General features: G+C 59.8%; 13 protein-coding genes. 5 read left to right on the top strand and 8 right to left on the bottom strand.

Annotation, left to right across the window (positions count from 1 at the left end; translation table 11 throughout):
- Positions 1–18 precede the first annotated feature (18 nt).
- The gene (locus tag NBH21_RS04585; protein ID WP_250912731.1) at positions 19–312 is read left to right on the top strand and encodes a DUF3572 domain-containing protein; all 294 of its coding nucleotides are present in this window, start codon (positions 19–21) and stop codon (positions 310–312) included.
- A complete protein-coding gene (locus NBH21_RS04580) occupies positions 313–948 on the top strand; it encodes a hypothetical protein (RefSeq protein WP_250912730.1) in 636 nt (211 codons plus the stop codon). It abuts the gene before it with no gap.
- Here the strand turns inward: NBH21_RS04580 and NBH21_RS04575 are convergent.
- A complete protein-coding gene (locus NBH21_RS04575; protein WP_250912729.1) occupies positions 945–1,538 on the bottom strand; it encodes a GNAT family N-acetyltransferase in 594 nt (197 codons plus the stop codon). The two genes, NBH21_RS04580 and NBH21_RS04575, sit on opposite strands and share 4 nt — an antisense overlap.
- Before the next feature lie 72 nt (positions 1,539–1,610).
- Between NBH21_RS04575 and NBH21_RS04570 the strand changes: the two genes are divergently transcribed.
- Positions 1,611–2,897, top strand: a complete 1,287-nt coding sequence (locus NBH21_RS04570; RefSeq protein WP_250912728.1) for a DNA polymerase IV — start codon at positions 1,611–1,613, stop codon at positions 2,895–2,897.
- Between the two features lie 74 nt (positions 2,898–2,971).
- Here the strand turns inward: NBH21_RS04570 and NBH21_RS04565 are convergent, their stop codons facing one another.
- Positions 2,972–4,717, bottom strand: a complete 1,746-nt coding sequence (locus NBH21_RS04565; RefSeq protein WP_250912727.1) for a GNAT family N-acetyltransferase — start codon at positions 4,715–4,717, stop codon at positions 2,972–2,974.
- Between the two features lie 291 nt (positions 4,718–5,008).
- On the opposite strand from NBH21_RS04565, the gene NBH21_RS04560 reads away from it, so the two are divergent.
- The gene (locus NBH21_RS04560; RefSeq protein ID WP_250912726.1) at positions 5,009–5,782 is read left to right on the top strand and encodes a YoaK family protein; all 774 of its coding nucleotides are present in this window, start codon (positions 5,009–5,011) and stop codon (positions 5,780–5,782) included.
- A gap of 158 nt (positions 5,783–5,940) precedes the next feature.
- Positions 5,941–7,188 carry a L,D-transpeptidase family protein gene (locus tag NBH21_RS04555; RefSeq protein WP_250912725.1) on the top strand — a complete coding sequence of 416 codons (1,248 nt, stop codon included), beginning with the start codon at positions 5,941–5,943 and terminating at the stop codon, positions 7,186–7,188.
- 126 nt (positions 7,189–7,314) lie between these two features.
- Here the strand turns inward: NBH21_RS04555 and dnaE are convergent, their stop codons facing one another.
- The 6 genes from dnaE to mce form a co-directional block, all read right to left on the bottom strand.
- A complete protein-coding gene (dnaE, locus tag NBH21_RS04550) occupies positions 7,315–10,797 on the bottom strand; it encodes a DNA polymerase III subunit alpha (RefSeq protein WP_250912822.1) in 3,483 nt (1,160 codons plus the stop codon).
- A 547-nt stretch (positions 10,798–11,344) separates the two neighbouring features.
- Positions 11,345–12,034: an ABC transporter ATP-binding protein gene (locus NBH21_RS04545; RefSeq protein WP_250912724.1), complete on the bottom strand. Its 690-nt coding sequence runs from the start codon at positions 12,032–12,034 to the stop codon at positions 11,345–11,347.
- Positions 12,035–12,047: 13 nt separating this feature from the next.
- Positions 12,048–13,355, bottom strand: a complete 1,308-nt coding sequence (locus NBH21_RS04540) for a lipoprotein-releasing ABC transporter permease subunit (protein WP_250912723.1) — start codon at positions 13,353–13,355, stop codon at positions 12,048–12,050.
- A 21-nt stretch (positions 13,356–13,376) separates the two neighbouring features.
- Positions 13,377–14,699 carry a proline--tRNA ligase gene (gene proS / locus NBH21_RS04535; RefSeq protein ID WP_250912722.1) on the bottom strand — a complete coding sequence of 441 codons (1,323 nt, stop codon included), beginning with the start codon at positions 14,697–14,699 and terminating at the stop codon, positions 13,377–13,379.
- A gap of 496 nt (positions 14,700–15,195) precedes the next feature.
- Positions 15,196–15,465, bottom strand: coding sequence for a DUF1467 family protein (locus tag NBH21_RS04530; protein WP_250912721.1), 270 nt, complete (start codon positions 15,463–15,465; stop codon positions 15,196–15,198).
- Between the two features lie 202 nt (positions 15,466–15,667).
- Positions 15,668–16,072 carry a methylmalonyl-CoA epimerase gene (gene mce, locus NBH21_RS04525; RefSeq protein WP_250912720.1) on the bottom strand — a complete coding sequence of 135 codons (405 nt, stop codon included), beginning with the start codon at positions 16,070–16,072 and terminating at the stop codon, positions 15,668–15,670.
- Positions 16,073–16,125 lie beyond the last annotated feature (53 nt).

Below are 16,125 nucleotides of genomic sequence, written 5' to 3'. Positions count from 1 at the left end.
GAAATACGGAAAGCCATGATGAAAAACAGTAATATAGGCGCAAACGCCGAAGAAACCGCCGTCTCGGTGCTCGCCTGGCTTGCCAACGAGCCCGATATGCTCGGCCGGTTTCTCGCGCTTTCCGGCACAAGGCCCGACCAGCTGCGCCCGTCGATGTCCGACCCCGCCTTTCTCGCCGGCATGCTGGATTTCCTGATGGCGCACGAACCGACGCTGCTCGCCTTCTGCGAGGCGACAGGAACCGCGCCGGAAGATGTGGTAAGTGCCGCGCATCACTACACCGGTCCGACCCTCGGCTCGGGAGAATATTGAATGGATCCGGACCTCGGGACAATACCCCTCACCGGCCGCCCGCTCGTCGTCTGCGATGTGGACGATGTCGTGCTTGAATTCGTCACCCCGTTCGGGGCCTTTCTCGAGAGCCGTGGGCATCGCCTCATTCCCCGGTCCTTCCGCCTGCATGGAAATATCGTCAATGTTGAAGACGAGACAGTCCTCGAGGCCGACGTCGTCACCTCCTTGATCGAAACCTTCTTCGCCGTTCAGGAAGAGTGGCAAACCCCGTTCGCCGAGGCTGCGGAAGCGCTTGAAGCGATAAGCATCGAAGCAGACCTCGTGTTTCTCACCGCCATGCCGCCGAAACATGCCGCCGCCCGCCGTCGGCTGCTCGACCGGTTCGGCCTGCACTATCCGATGATCGCGGCGGATCAGGCCAAGGGGCCTCTCGTCAACCGCCTTCATGGCGGACGCTCGCTCCCGGTCGCCTTTATCGACGATATGGTGTCCAACCTCCATTCTGTCGGCGAGCATGTTCCGGAATGTCTTCTCGTTCATCTGCCCCCACCAGTTGAAATTCACAAATTCGCGCCTGCTGCCGGCGATCATGTGCGCAAGGCGCAAGGGTGGACGGAAGCCCGCGCCCTCATCGGCGCTCACATCACCGGCTAAGCCGCAACGTCGAGCACAAGCCGCATCAGCGGACGCCCGGCCTTGCGTTGCGCCACCTCCTCAAAGCCTGCGGCAGCGAAGATATTGACCGGCCCCACAAAGAGACTGACCGATTTCGATTGCTTCGCCCGCTCCATGGGACAGGCCTCGACAAGTCGGGCACCGCTCTGCCTGGCAAAGTCAACGGCGGCGCCCAACAGGGCATGGCTCAAGCCCTGCCCTCTCCTTCTGTTCGTCATCATGAAGCAGCTTACGGCCCATACTTGGGGATCGTTCGCATCCGCCTCGTTCAACGGCCGGGACACGGTACGCGGTGAATTCCAATTCGGCACATCGGCCCTCGGACCGACCTGTACCCAGCCGAAAGGCTCGCCATCAATATAGCCGATGACACCGGGCGGTGGCTGCCTCTCGACCCTGGCCTGCATGAAGGCCTTCTTTTCCGCAGCCGATGCCTCTTTTCGTTCCGCCGCCGACATCCTGAAATAGGTGCACCAACAGCCATAACAGGCACCCTGCGGCCCCATAACGACCTCGAAATCCGCCCAGAGATCCGGCGTCAATGGACGGGCGAAGAATTCCCCCTGCATATGTCATTCCCCTCACTTGTCAGGAGGAAAGCTAGCGCCTAATGTCGCTATGTTCAACCTTTGTTCTCAATCATGACGACTGAAAACGCAGAATTTCCGGGCTTTTGTCGCGACTGCCTGCGTGGGCAGCCGGAGGGATTGAGGCGTTGCAAGGCCTGCGGCAGCCCGAGGCTCGTCTATCATCGAGAACTCTACAACCTGACGCTCGCCCATATCGACTGCGATGCCTTCTACGCGTCGGTGGAGAAACGCGACAACCCGGAACTCGCGGACAAGCCGGTGATCGTCGGTGGGGGCAAGCGCGGCGTCGTTTCGACCTGCTGCTATATCGCCCGCATTCATGGCGTACGCTCCGCGATGCCGATGTTCAAGGCATTGGAGGCCTGTCCGCAGGCTGTGGTCATCAAACCAGACATGGAGAAATATGCCCGCGTCGGCCGGCAGATCCGGGCAATGATGGAGGAACTGACTCCGCTCGTGCAGCCGCTGTCGATCGACGAAGCCTTCCTTGAGCTCAAGGGTACCGAACGGCTTCATCACGACCCGCCCGCACGCGTGCTCGCCCGCTTCGCCCGCAAGATCGAGCAGGAAATCGGAATTACCGTTTCGGTCGGCCTCTCCTACTGCAAGTTTCTGGCGAAGGTCGCCTCCGACCTGCAGAAGCCGCGTGGTTTCTCGGTGATCGGCGAGGAGGAAGCGGTCTCCTTCCTGGCACCGAGGCCGGTGACGACGATCTGGGGCGTCGGCAAGGCCTTTGCTGCCACGCTGGAAAAGGACGGCATCCGCACCATAGGCCAGTTGCAGGAAATGGACGAGACCGACCTGATGCGCCGCTACGGCACGATAGGCCAGCGGCTTTCGCGCCTCTCACGCGGTATCGACGACCGGGAAGTCCACCTCAACGACCCCGCAAAGAGCGTTTCAGCCGAAACCACCTTCTTCGAGGATATCTGGCGCTACGACGACCTCGTCGTGCATCTGCGCTCATTGTCCGAGAAGGTCGCATGGCGTCTCAAAAAAAGCGGGATTGCAGGCCAGACGGTGGTGCTGAAGCTGAAGACCGCCGACTTCAAGGGACGCACGCGTAACCGCCGGCTTGATGATCCGACCCAGCTTGCTGACAGGATCTTTCGCACCGGGCTTTCGCTGCTCGAGAAGGAAACCGATGGTACGCGTTACCGCCTGATCGGCATCGGCGTCACGGACCTGACAGATGCAGCAACCGCCGATCCACCCGACCTGATCGATGAACAGGCCGGCCGGCGCGCCAGGGCAGAGGCCGCCATGGATAAGCTTCGCGACAAATTCGGCAAGGGAACCGTGCAAACGGGCTACACCTTCGACCGTGGAAACAAGTAGCTGCGCATGCCAGCAGTCTTCGACCGTATCTTGGCGTAGAGAAGGAATTCTTTTCGATTCGGATCGGATGAAAATCACGCGGGCCCCGGCTCGACAGCCATGGCAGGTTCCTCGCTCCGCTGCGTCGCAACGACCTGCTCCACCAGTGCAGCGCAAGCGGCAACCGCGCCCGGATGAGACGGCTGATGCGACAGCAACGCTCGAAAGTCCCGTAACGCCTCGTCGAACCGGCCGATGCTCTTTAGAAGGCCACCGCGCCCAAACAGGGAAGCGGCATGTGCGGGATCGATGGAAAGTGCGCGATCATAGGTCTTTATCGCGGCCGGAAAATCCTTCAGAGCCATCAGGGCATTGGCATAATTGCAGAGTGCCGGCACCGAATCCGGCCGGATATCGAGCGCCTGCCTGATCCAGTCCCTCGCCACATGCGCCTCGCCGCGCTGCAGGCACACCAGACCCAGCTGATGCATGGCGCCGAAATGGCGGGGAACCAGTGAGAGGATATTCCGATACTCGCGCTCGGCAGCGTCGAGATGGCCTGCACGATGCCGGGCCGAGGCATTGGCAAAGTCACTGGCATGACGTTTCAGAGCCTCCAGCCGCTCCGCCTGCTCCCTGAATGCGGTCTCACCGGGCCATCTCTGCCTTGCCTGCCGCAGGCCCAATCCAGCCTTTGCGATGTCGCCTGACTTCAGGAAAGTCTCCACCTGCTTTTGGACTGCCGACAGACTTGCATTGTCCAGCACACGCTCAAGGTCATCGTTCACAGGTGACAGGATGCGAAAACGCTCGATAATCCGTCGCCCCGCCCCCAGCCTGAATTTGTAAGCAAAATCGCCGGTGCCGAGATCGTAGGAAATGAAACCCTCCGCAATCGCCTGCCGGATGACGCAGGCATGCAGCAGCAGACCCGGAGAGGGTTTTCGAAACGACAGATCCCGGCTCACCAGAAAGCAGACAAATTGCCGTCGAGCTTCGTCGATGAGATAGATATGGACAGCGAGCGGCCTGCCGCCCTGCCACAATGCGAAGACCCGCAGAACACCGGCGCGAAAGCTATTCGGAAGCATGTGACGCGCGCATTCCAGCAGCCAGGTCGCATATTTCGGCTGACCGGCCATCCATTGTTTGCCCCAGAGATCGTTGAAGAACGCAAGGTGAGTATCGATCGTGTCGGCATCCGCCTCCGTCACACGAAGATCATTGACCGGATCATCGAGATCCCTGAGAGCGCGACGCACATCCTGGCGCGTGCGACTGCCAAGCGAGGTCGCGAGGTAGGTCTCGAAATCCTGCGGAAGGTCAACATAGGCATAGACATCATGATCGATCCGGTCGCCATTGTCCGTGACATGTCGCGGGCGCACGACCTTGTCGATGGCATATCCCCTCTGCAGCAGATGCCTGAACAACAGTTCGATACGTCTTGAGGACATGAAGACATCGTGAAAATCCAGCTGCCGCCACGGTGCGAGACACAAGGCCTCTGCCAACGCCGAGATTGCCGCCTCCTCTTCCTGCGGATCGCAGAGAAATCCCGTGTAAACAGCGAAATAGGCCCCGCCCATAAGGAGGCTGGTGGAAAAGCCCAATTCCTCGGAAAAATCCGTGCGACGGCGAAGCGGGAGAAACGCGATATAGCGTCCATCTGTCTTTTGCCTGACCGCAAGGACGCTCCATGCGCCGGCGCGTTCGAACCAGTGCGCCATCCAGATCCACGACAGAAAGCAATGCGCATCGGGATCACGCGCGAACAGCGCGTCCCACGCGTCCTTGACGCCCTCGAAATCCGACGGTGTATCGATCACCTCAACCTGCATGCCATCGCTCCCCCTCGACGCCTGCCGGCAGAAGATTGCACGCACCTGAGTTTACGGCAAGCGGGAGCAGCCGACGGCCACTACTCCATCAGCATAACACGAAGTTACCTATCGGGATTGCCAATTACCTGAACGGCTTCCGCGGCAGCCAACGGTTACTTCGCCTGGATTCAGAACGGTACGACACGACGAAGGTCAAAACTTGAATTTCGTACAATGGCTCTCGTCGTATATCGTGAAGGCCATCCTCCAACCGTTTCATCGACACGCCTGAGTCGATAACCTGATCCCATGAACCAGCCCATGCATCGCCATCCGCAGTTTCGTATTTTCCGAACCGTCGTCGCCCATGCCCGCACAGGACCGAACGATCTTCTTCTCGGGGTGCTCCTGGCTTTCGTGGCCGGTGCCACCAATGCCGGCGGCTTTCTCGCAATCGGGCAATACACCTCGCATATGTCGGGCATCATCTCGTCCGTCGCCGACAATCTGGCACTCGGCCTGTTCGCCTTGGTCGGAGCCGGATTGGTGATGCTCCTGAGTTTCACCGCCGGAGCCGGCAGTTCGGCAATCCTGATCAACTGGGGCCGCAGGAACGCCCGTCGAAAGCAATATGCCTACCCGATAGCGCTGGAAGCGGTGCTACTGCTGAATTTCGGGGCCATAGGCTCTGTCATCAGCCACATCCCGCAGGCGGGCGTGTGGGTGGCCGCCCTGCTCTGCTTCATCATGGGCCTACAAAACGCGACGATCACCAAGATCTCCGGCGCGCGTATCCGCACCACGCACATGACGGGCATGGTAACAGATATCGGCATCGAACTCGGCAAGCTCGTGTACCGGCTATTCGACCGGCAATCCATACAGCCGCCCGTGCAGCCTGACATGCGCAAGCTGAAGATCCTTCTGCGCGTTGTCGGCATGTTCCTGCTCGGTGGCCTTGTCGGCGCTCTCGGCTTCAAACATCTCGGCTACGGCTTCAGCATGCCGCTTGCAGCCCTTCTTCTGGCGCTCGCAAGCCCCCAGCTCTTTTTCGCGAACAACCGACGCGGAAAAATCGCCTGAAATCAATCTCGCAGACAATCGTTGAGATCGTGCCGGCAAGATACGGGCTGGCACGGCTGGTCAAACACAAGGTTGTGATGAGCCATACCTCTTCAAACTTTCCTTAAACTTCGGCGACTATTTTAGCCGTATCTGTATTGCGTATGGGATCGTTTAGTATGTTCAAGTCCCTTGCCGTTTCCCTCGGCCTTCTTTCTGCGACCTCACTCGCTTCCCCTGCCCTTGCAGGCAATGGCGGCACCCTCCAGATCTTCGTCTCCAAGACCGACCAGTCACTTGTCGTCTATGACGGCGAACAGATCGTGGCGACTTCGAAGGTCTCGACAGGCAAACAGGGACACACGACCCCTTCCGGCATCTTCTCGATCCTCGAAAAGCGCAAATATCACGAGTCCAATCTCTATTCGAATGCGCCCATGCCCTGGATGCAGCGCATTACATGGTCGGGTGTCGCCCTTCATGAATCGAACAGCGTGCCGAACTACCCGGCCTCTCATGGCTGCGTGCGTCTGCCGGGCGACTTTGCCAAGGCGCTATTCTCCATGACCGAACGTGGCGCGCATGTGATCATCACGGATGATCCCGTGCGCCCGACGAGCATCAGCCACCGCACGCTGTTTTCACCGCGCATACCGACGCCGGATGGCATGCTGCTTTCCGATGCACAGCTCCGCCCGACCACTATCGACGCCTCCTTCAAGTCGGTCCAGGTGGCGATGGTGGATGTTATGCCCAAGGCAGGCGCTTCCGCCAAGGTCATTCTCGAAGAGCCTTCACCCCTGCGGATCCTCATCACGCGCCGCGGCATGCGCGAAACCATTCTCGATGTGCAGCAAGTGCTGGCGGAACTCGGCTTCGACGCAGGCGTACCGGATGGCCACATCGGCGCCTTGACCATTTCCGCCGTCAACGGCTTCAAGCGCTGGAAGGAGATATCCACCAAGGGCGAACTGATTACGCCGGAATTCGTGGAGGCGCTTTACAAGAGCGCCGGTCGCGGCGAACCGCCACGCGGCCAGATCATGGTCCGGCAGGATTTCAAACCGGTCTTCGAGGCTCCGATCGACATCTCCAACCCGGAGATTGCTCTCGGTACGCATTTCCTCGAGGCTACCGATGTCAGCCGTCTCTCGGGCAAGGCCGAGTGGCTTGCGGTGACGTTGGAAAACGACCTGCCGTCGAAAATGATGAAGCGCCTCGGCATCACCGAACCGGCCGGAGATCCCGCACTTCACGATGCCGCAAGCGCGCTTGACCGCATCCATATCCCGGAAGACATTCGCCACCGCATCGAAGGAATGCTGAGCGAAGGCAGTTCGATCACCATTTCCGACAATGGCATCAGCATGGAAACCGGCCAAGGCACCGACTTCATCACACTCACCCATCGGTCACGGAAGGGCTGACACGGAAATCGCCGGCATGCTCTCAGCCTGCCGGCGCCATAGGAAACCAATAGCGGCCCTTCACCGACTGAACGCGCCCTCAATCATGATCGTGAATTGACGAGCTATCCGCCCGCCACGGGCCGATCACACCAGTTCGACATCCACCACACCCGGGGCGGCCCGCATGGCAGCCGCAATCTCGGGCGAGATCCGGTATTTCTCGGTGAGTTCGACCTCGATCTCCCGCTTGCCGTCCTCCTTGATGACGATGAACGAGACGAGACCGTCACCACGCGTATTGAGGTGAGCGGCGACCGTTTTCAGGGGCCCGCTGTCGCGCACATAGACGCGCAACGCCTTCTGCATCTGGACCGACTTCTCCTCAAGCGACTGTGCCGTCTGGATGCGCAGGCCGATGCCCTCGGGGCGTTCATCCGCCTGAACGGTGATGACCAGCGACTTTCCGGCTTCGAGCAGATCGCGGTACTGATTGAGCCCCTCGGAAAAGAGCACGGCTTCATACTGGCCGGAGGAGTCCGACAGCGTGACGATGCCCATCTTGTTGCCGGTGCGGGTCTTGCGCTCCTGACGCGACGTGACCGTGCCTGCCAGACGTCCGGCGGTCGCTCCCTGCCGCACCGACTGGGCGAAATCAGCGAAGGTCTGCACCCGCATCTTTTCCAACAGCGAGCGATAGGAATCGAGCGGATGGGCGGTCAGGTAGAAGCCGAGAACCTGAAATTCGCGCAGCAGTTTTTCCGAGGGTAGCCAGGCGTTATAGGTGGGGAAGGCGATCTTCTCCGGCCCGCTGGCCCCGCCTGATCCAAACATGTCGGACTGTCCGCTAACGGCGTTCTCCTGCGCGCGCTGGGCATAACCGAGAACACGGTCGAGACCGTTGACCAGTTCGGCGCGATCATGACCGAAGCAATCGAAGGCGCCGGCCGAAATCAGGCTTTCGAAGACGCGACGGTTGATCTGCTTGGGATCGATGCGCAGGCAGAAATCCTCGATCGAGGCGAAAGGCCTGTCGCCCCGGACTTCGACGATGTGCTCGGCGGCGGAATCGCCCACGCCCTTGATGGCGGCCAGAGCGTAATAGATGCGGTTCTCGCCCACCTCGAAACGGCGGTAGGACGTCTGGACCGATGGCGGAACGACAGTGATACCGAGACGACCGGCGTCCTGCCGGAAGTCGTTCAGCTTTTCGCTGTTGGCCATATCGTAGGTCATGGTCGCGGCGAGGAATTCGACCGGATAGTGCGCCTTCAGATAGGCTGTCTGATAGGAAACAATGGCGTAGGCGGCCGCATGCGACTTGTTGAAGCCGTAGTTCGCGAACTTGGCCAGGAGATCGAAGATGACATCCGCCTGGTTCTTCGACACGCCGTTCTTGACGGCGCCATCGACAAAACGGGCGCGCTGCTTGTCCATCTCCTCCTTGATCTTCTTACCCATGGCACGGCGCAGCAGGTCGGCTTCGCCGAGCGAATAGCCCGACAACACCTGCGCGATCTGCATGACCTGTTCCTGGTAGACGATAACGCCCTGGGTTTCCTTGAGCAGGTAATCGATCTTCGGATGGACCGACTCGATTTCCTCTTCGCCATGCTTGCGTGCGTTGTAGACCGGAATGTTTTCCATCGGACCGGGACGATAGAGCGCCACGAGCGCAATGATGTCCTCGATGCAGTCGGGTTTCATGCCGATCAGCGCCTTGCGCATGCCGGCACTTTCCACCTGAAACACGCCGACCGTCTCGCCGCGCGACAGCATCTCGTAGGTCTTCTTGTCGTCAAGCGGGATCGCCGAGAGATCGACCTCGATGCCGAGGCGGCGAACAAAATCGACCGCGGTCTTCAGGACCGTCAGCGTCTTCAGACCAAGGAAGTCGAACTTGACGAGGCCTGCCTGCTCGACCCACTTCATGTTGAACTGGGTAACCGGCATGTCGGAACGAGGATCGCGATACATCGGCACGAGCTTCGACAGCGGACGGTCGCCGATCACGATGCCGGCTGCGTGCGTCGAGGCGTGGCGATAAAGACCCTCGATCTTCTGGGCGATATCGAGAAGACGGGCAACCACCGGCTCTTCCTCGGCCGCTTCCTGCAGCTTCGGCTCCTCCTCGATCGCCTTGGAAAGCGGTGTCGGGTTGGCCGGATTGTTCGGCACCAGCTTGCAGATCTTATCGACCTGACCATAGGGCATTTCAAGCACGCGACCGACATCGCGCAACGCCGCGCGTGCCTGCAGCGAACCGAAGGTAATGATCTGCGCCACCTGCTCCCGCCCGTACTTCTGCTGCACGTAGCGGATCACCTCTTCACGGCGGTCCTGGCAGAAGTCGATATCGAAGTCGGGCATCGAGACGCGTTCCGGATTGAGGAAGCGTTCGAACAGCAACGAAAAACGCAGCGGATCGACGTCGGTAATGGTCAGTGCATAGGCAACCAGCGACCCCGCACCCGAACCACGACCGGGACCGACCGGAATGTCATGCTGCTTCGCCCATTTGATGAAGTCCGCAACGATCAGGAAGTAACCCGGGAACTTCATGCGCTCGATGATCGAAAGCTCGAACTCCAGTCGCTCGCGATAGTCCTTCTCCTCGAACCCTTCGGCCATGCCGAGGGCTGCCAATCGCCGGTCGAGGCCTTCGACCGCCTGCCGACGCATCTCTTCGGCCTCGGCCCTCTCCGCCTCTTCCGGGTCGGAGCCGACGCCGGCGAAGCGCGGCAGGATGGGTTTGCGAGTATCGACGAAGAACGAGCAACGCTTCGCAATCTCGATCGTGTTTTCCAGCGCCTCCGGCAGATCGGCGAAAAGCTCGCACATCTCCTTCCGGCTCTTGAGATAATGATCCGGCGTCAGACGGAAACGGCTGTCATCCGAGACGATTGCGTTATGGGCGACAGCCATCAGGGCGTCATGGGCTTCGTAATCGGCCTTGGTCGGGAAGAAGGCCTCGTTCGTCGCGACCAGCGGGAGATCGTGCTCATAGGCAAGCGCCACCATGCGGCGTTCGTGACCCCGATCATATTCGCCGTGACGCTGCAGTTCGACATAAAGCCGATCGCCGAACAGGCGCTTCAACGTCAAAAGGCGAGCCTCGGCCTGCGGCCGATGCCCTTCCCTCAGAGCGACGTCCACGGGACCCTTGGAGGCACCCGTCAGTGCAATCAAGCCTTCGGTTCCACGCTCCTCCAGCCAAGAAACGCTGATATGCACCGCCTGGCTCGAATCCCCGCCGAGGTAGGCGCGGCTGACGAGATCGACGAGGCGTTCCGCCCCTTCATCGTCGGCGGCAAGTAAAACGATGGCGGGATAGCCGGCGAGTTGTCCGGGGCGTCTTTCGCCCTCGGCATCCTCCATATCGATCGACATCTGGCAGCCGATGATCGGCTGAATGCCGTCCCCGATCGCCTTTTGGGAAAATTCGAGCGCCACGAACAGATTGTTAGTATCCGTGATCGCGATGGCGGGCTGATTGTCGGAAACTGCCTTGCCCAGTATCTTCTTGAGCGGCAAGGCACCTTCAAGCAGCGAATAGGCCGAGTGCATCCTCAGATGGACAAAGCCCGGGCCCTCCTCGAAGACACCCGATCCGGCTTCCGCAGTTGCCATATCACCCATTCCCGTACGATCTCCAACCTGCAAGGACTCGGCTCAATTCTCGACCGACCGAGCAACGAAGTCCAGACCGCATTGGCAATGCCGAGATGATCTCTACAGAAATGCGACAGCTGTCAAAGAGCCAGCACAAGCACCGATACGCTGGCGACGAACATGGTAATGGAGGCGAATGCGGCGACATCACGAAGAATTTCAGTCATGGCTCTCCCCTTACTCTTTATGTTTCCATTTTGTTCAACCTATGTTCACATGTCAACCAAAAAAAACCTTGATAATGAATGCAACGGGAACACAGCCGGAGAGAGCTAGAGCGCCGTGCGTCCATTTGGACGCACGGCGCTCTAATATCTTGAATCTACGCATCGAGCTTTTCCGAAAATCGATTCCGATTTTCGGGCCGATGCGCTAAGCGCATCCCAATCTTGGCATGAACACGACAAGGCATGGCATGCCAGTCACCCTTTGGCAGCCATTGTACAGGCTCGGAAAAAACAAGAAAGCAGGGGCGGCAAAAGGCACCCCCGCGCGTCGCCGGATGTCAGACGGTATAGTCCACGACCTTCCCGTCAACCAGGGTGACACAACGGTCCATGCGCGAAGCAAGATCATGGTTGTGCGTCGCGATCAGGGCCGCCAGGCCAGACTGACGCACCAGCGCCTCCAGCGCCGAGAAAACGTAGGATGCCGTTTCCGGGTCGAGATTGCCGGTCGGCTCGTCGGCCAGCAGGATGAGCGGCGCATTGGCCACGGCACGGGCAATCGCCACGCGCTGCTGTTCGCCACCGGAGAGTTCGGCCGGGCGGTGATCGCCGCGGTGACCGATGCGCATGTAATCGAGAAGCTGCGCCGCGCGCTCGCGCGCCTCCTGTTTGGAGAGGCCGGCGATCAGCTGCGGCATCATGATGTTCTCCAGAGCGGAGAATTCCGGAAGCAGGTGATGGAACTGGTAGACGAAGCCGACGGAGTTGCGGCGGATGGCCGTGCGCCGGTCATCCGACAGCCCCTGACAGGCGACACCACCAATGGTGACTTCGCCCGCATCCGGATGTTCCAGCAAACCGGCCACATGCAGCAGTGTCGATTTGCCGGTTCCCGATGGAGCGACGAGCGCGACGGTCTCGCCGCGGCGAAGGCTGAAATCGGCGCCCTTCAGGATGTTGAGCATGGTCTCGCCCTGCCCGTAATGGCGGTCGATGCCGGTAAGCGAAAGAACAGTCTTGGAGGCCATCGGAAACGGTTCCTTATTCGTAGCGCAGGGCCTGGACCGGATCGAGGCGCGAGGCGCGCCAGGCCGGGAAGATCGTCGCCAGGAAGGAAAGGCTGAGGGCCATGACGACGACGGAAACCGTCTCGCCGACATTCATGTCGGCCGGCAACTGGCTGAGAAAATAGAGCTGGGGATCGAACAGGACCGTGCCTGAAACCCAGGAGAAGAACTGCCTGATGGACTCGATGTTGACACAGACGATCACACCGAGAAGTACGCCTGCGAAGGTGCCGACGGTACCGATAGCCGCACCGGTCATGAAGAAGATGCGCATAACCGAGCTGGATGTCGCCCCCATGGTGCGCAGGATGGCAATGTCGCTCGACTTGTCCTTCACCAGCATGATGAGGCCCGAGATGATGTTGAGCGCGGCGACCAGCACGATCAGGGTGAGGATCATGAACATCACGTTGCGCTCGACCTGCAGGGCTGAGAAGAAGGTCTGGTTACGCTGACGCCAGTCGGTGATGAAGATCTGTCGGCCGGCAGCCTCCTCCACCTTGGGGCGCAGTTCGTCGATGGCATCCGGATTGGAAACGAAGAGCTCGATCGATTGAACGATGCCTTCGGCATTGAAATAAAGCTGCGATTCCTCAAGGGGCATGTAGATGATCGAGGAATCGTATTCCGACATGCCAATCTCGAACACGCCGGAAACCGGGTATGACTTGACCCGCGGATTGACGCCGAGCGGGGTGACATCGCCTTCCGGCGAAACGAGCGTAATCGTATCGCCTGCCCCGATCCCTAGTTCCGAGGCCATGCGCGACCCGATCAGGACGCCCTGCCCCGCGGCAAAGCCTACGAGATCGCCCTGGCGGATATTGCTGGAGACTTCCGAAAGCTTGGTCAGGTCGTCAGGCCGGATGCCGCGCACCAGAGCGCCCGTGCCGGCTCCGGCGCGGCCGGAGGCGAGCGTCTGCCCCTCGACCAGCGGAAGAGCCATGGTCACGCCGGGAATGGCGGAAAACTTCTGGGCGAGGTCGGCATAGTTATCGAGCGGGCCATCGACCGGCTGCACGATCATATGGCCGTTGATACCGAGAATGCGGGAGATCAGTTCGGTACGGAAGCCGTTCATCACCGCCATGACGATGATCAGCGTCGCAACGCCGAGCATGATCCCGACGAAGGAGAAGCCCGCGATCACCGAAATAAAGGCCTCCTTCCGTCGGGCGCGCAGGTAGCGCCAGGCAACCATTCGCTCGAAGGCGGAAAACGGGCGGCCGACAGATCCCTGTCCAGCCGCTTCCGTCGCGTTGCCGGCGACTGCACTCGTCATTTGGTCTCCTCGTCCCGGCCGTCAGCCGATCAGCTTGTTGATGGCCGCTTCGACGGTCATCGTCTCGCGCGCACCGGTCTTGCGGTCCTTCAACTCGATTTCGCCATTGGCAACCGAGCGCGGACCGGCAATCACCTGGGTCGGCACGCCGATCAGGTCGGCAGTGGCGAACTTCGTGCCGGCGCGGTCGTCCGTGTCGTCGTAGAGCACGTCCTTGCCGGCATTGGAAAGCGCCTGATAGAGCCGCTCACAGACTGCGTCACACTGTTCATCGCCGGCCTTCATGTTGATGACCACCGAATCGAACGGAGCGACCGAAGCCGGCCAGATGATTCCGTTCTCGTCATGCGATGCTTCGATGATGGCGGGAACAAGGCGGGTCGGGCCGATACCATAGGAACCCATGTGGACAGGGTGCTCCTTGCCGTCCGGACCCTGAACCTTGGCCCCCATCGGCTCGGAATACTTGGTACCGAAATAGAAGATGTGACCGACTTCGATGCCGCGTGCTGAAAGGCGATCGCCTTCCGGGATCGCGTTGAAGGCAGCCTCGTCATGCATTTCCGACGTGGCGGCATAAACCGAAGTCCACTTGTCGAAGATCGCCTGCAGGCCGGCAACATCGTCGAAGTCGGTGTTTTCGGCCGGGATATCGAAATCGACGAACGCCTTGTGGCTGAAGACTTCCGATTCACCGGTGTCGGCGAGGATGATGAATTCGTGGCTGTGGTTGCCGCCGATCGGGCCTGTGTCGGCGCGCATCGGAATGGCGCGCATGCCGAGCCGCGCGAAGGTGCGCAGGTAAGCGACGAACATCTTGTTGTAGGAGTGGATCGCATCCTCGCGGGTCATGTCGAAGGAATAGGCATCCTTCATCAGGAACTCGCGCGAGCGCATGGTGCCGAAGCGCGGACGGATCTCGTCACGGAACTTCAGCTGAATATGATAGAGGTTCAGCGGCAGGTTCTTGTACGACTTCACGTAGGAACGGAAGATGTCCGTGACCATTTCTTCGTTGGTCGGGCCGTAGAGCATCGGCCGATCCTGCCGGTCCTTGATACGCAGCATCTCCTTGCCGTAATCGTCATAACGGCCGCTTTCCTGCCAGAGTTCGGCCGACTGCAGCGTCGGCATCAGAAGCTCGATCGCACCTGCCCGGTTCTGCTCTTCGCGGATGATGCCGTTGACCTTGTCGAGGACCTTCTTGCCGAGCGGCAGCCAGGAATAAATGCCCTGGGACTGCTGACGGACCATTCCCGCGCGCAGCATAAGACGGTGAGAGACAATTTCGGCTTCCTTCGGGTTTTCCTTCAGGATCGGCAAGAAGTAGCGCGACAGACGCATAACAGGGTTCCAGACGTTGGTTTTCCCGCCAAACTGGCGGAATCAGCGATGACGAGGGTGTTTCCCGAAGCGTACATAGCGGTTTCCTCACCCGAAGAAAACCCGCATCGGGCGAGGCAACAGGTCGGCTCCACGACCATCCCCGAACATCGCGTTGGCGCTTGGAAACGGCAGACAGACGCAGGTTTTATGTCAAAGCTGCGACATTTACGTCCGGGGAGATTTTTTTTGGTAACTGTAGCAAAATTGCAAAAAATATGGTGACAAGGCGCACTTCTTGAGCTAGTTTTAGCTCACAAAAGAGGCAAGGAGATTAAATTCTTGTCTATTTCGCGGTCAAGTCTTGGGAGGATCAGATCTTAGGCGCGCTAGTTCGCTGCCCCTTAATTGGTGAAGGATCACGCGATAATTGAAACAAGGTCTTCGGACCTTGTTTTTTTTTGCCTTTAAGCGACATCACCCGGCCGGAGGCACGGAAACACTCCGCCTTCTCACATCAATCGAATTTGGGAACGATGTTCGGCAGGCTGTCCATGCCAAGGCCAAACCAAGTGGAGGCCGCATACCAGCCTCCAAAGATCACACCTGAAACCAGCGTCGTCCAAAGCACGACCCTACCGCCGCGAAAATGAGCCGGAGCGCTTTCGATGCTGCCGGGGACCACCTCTTCGGCTTCGGCCTGCGTCTTCATGCCGATCGGCAAGATAGCAAAAAGCGTAATCCACCAGATGACGAAGTAGACGGCGAAGGCAGAAACGAACTGCATCGATATGGCTCCCGTTTTTCTCCGGGCTCATCAGGTCGACCCGGCTGACGATGAGATATAAGCCAGTGCGGGCCAGCGAGCAAACAGAGAGAACACAACGCCCCCGTGATGATCCAAATTTCACACGCCGCGCTCTGTCTCCTTGCTCCATCGCATGTCGCTATCGCAAAACCGTCAGGCTTTTCGCGCGGCTTGCTTCAGCTCAGATCTGCTCGAGTTCGATCAGGGTGCCGTAGAAGTCCTTCGGATGCAGGAAAAGCACCGGCTTGCCATGGGCGCCGATCTTCGGCTCGCCACCGCCCAGAACACGGGCGCCACCGCCTGCCAGCTGGTCACGCGCGGCCAGGATGTCCTCGACCTCGTAGCAGATGTGATGCATGCCGCCGCCGGGGTTCTTTGCAAGGAAAGCGGCAATCGGTGAATCTGCGCCGAGCGGTTCCAGCAACTCGATTTTGGTGTTCGGCAGTTCGACGAAGACCACCGTCACGCCATGTTCGGGCAGAGCCTGCGGTTCGGAGACGCGGGCTCCGAGGGTGTCGCGGTAGGAAGCGGTCGCAGCCGCCAGATCCGGTACGGCGATGGCGACGTGGTTTACTCGTCCGAGCATGACAATCTCCTGAATGTGAAGCGGCGCGAACCTATACCAGTGCGCCGCCGCCC

The sequence above is a fragment of the Ciceribacter sichuanensis genome (assembly GCF_024055605.1).
Taxonomy (GTDB): domain Bacteria; phylum Pseudomonadota; class Alphaproteobacteria; order Rhizobiales; family Rhizobiaceae; genus Allorhizobium; species Allorhizobium sichuanense.
Note: the sequence above shows the minus strand (reverse complement) of the source record. Positions and strands in the feature narration are given on the sequence as shown.

Excerpts from the sequence above, each read along its gene's own strand:
- mce (WP_250912720.1), bottom strand. The coding sequence starts at position 16,072 with ATGCTCGGACGAGTAAACCACGTCGCCATCGCCGTACCGGATCTGGCG.
- NBH21_RS04565 (WP_250912727.1), bottom strand. The coding sequence starts at position 4,717 with ATGCAGGTTGAGGTGATCGATACACCGTCGGATTTCGAGGGCGTCAAG.
- NBH21_RS04545 (WP_250912724.1), bottom strand. The coding sequence starts at position 12,034 with ATGGCCTCCAAGACTGTTCTTTCGCTTACCGGCATCGACCGCCATTAC.
- proS (WP_250912722.1), bottom strand. The coding sequence starts at position 14,699 with ATGCGTCTGTCGCGCTACTTCTTGCCGATCCTGAAGGAAAACCCGAAG.
- NBH21_RS04580 (WP_250912730.1), top strand. The coding sequence starts at position 313 with ATGGATCCGGACCTCGGGACAATACCCCTCACCGGCCGCCCGCTCGTC.
- NBH21_RS04530 (WP_250912721.1), bottom strand. The coding sequence starts at position 15,465 with ATGCAGTTCGTTTCTGCCTTCGCCGTCTACTTCGTCATCTGGTGGATT.
- NBH21_RS04575 (WP_250912729.1), bottom strand. The coding sequence starts at position 1,538 with ATGCAGGGGGAATTCTTCGCCCGTCCATTGACGCCGGATCTCTGGGCG.
- NBH21_RS04570 (WP_250912728.1), top strand. The coding sequence starts at position 1,611 with ATGACGACTGAAAACGCAGAATTTCCGGGCTTTTGTCGCGACTGCCTG.
- NBH21_RS04560 (WP_250912726.1), top strand. The coding sequence starts at position 5,009 with ATGAACCAGCCCATGCATCGCCATCCGCAGTTTCGTATTTTCCGAACC.
- NBH21_RS04585 (WP_250912731.1), top strand. The coding sequence starts at position 19 with ATGAAAAACAGTAATATAGGCGCAAACGCCGAAGAAACCGCCGTCTCG.
- dnaE (WP_250912822.1), bottom strand. The coding sequence starts at position 10,797 with ATGGCAACTGCGGAAGCCGGATCGGGTGTCTTCGAGGAGGGCCCGGGC.
- NBH21_RS04555 (WP_250912725.1), top strand. The coding sequence starts at position 5,941 with ATGTTCAAGTCCCTTGCCGTTTCCCTCGGCCTTCTTTCTGCGACCTCA.
- NBH21_RS04540 (WP_250912723.1), bottom strand. The coding sequence starts at position 13,355 with ATGACGAGTGCAGTCGCCGGCAACGCGACGGAAGCGGCTGGACAGGGA.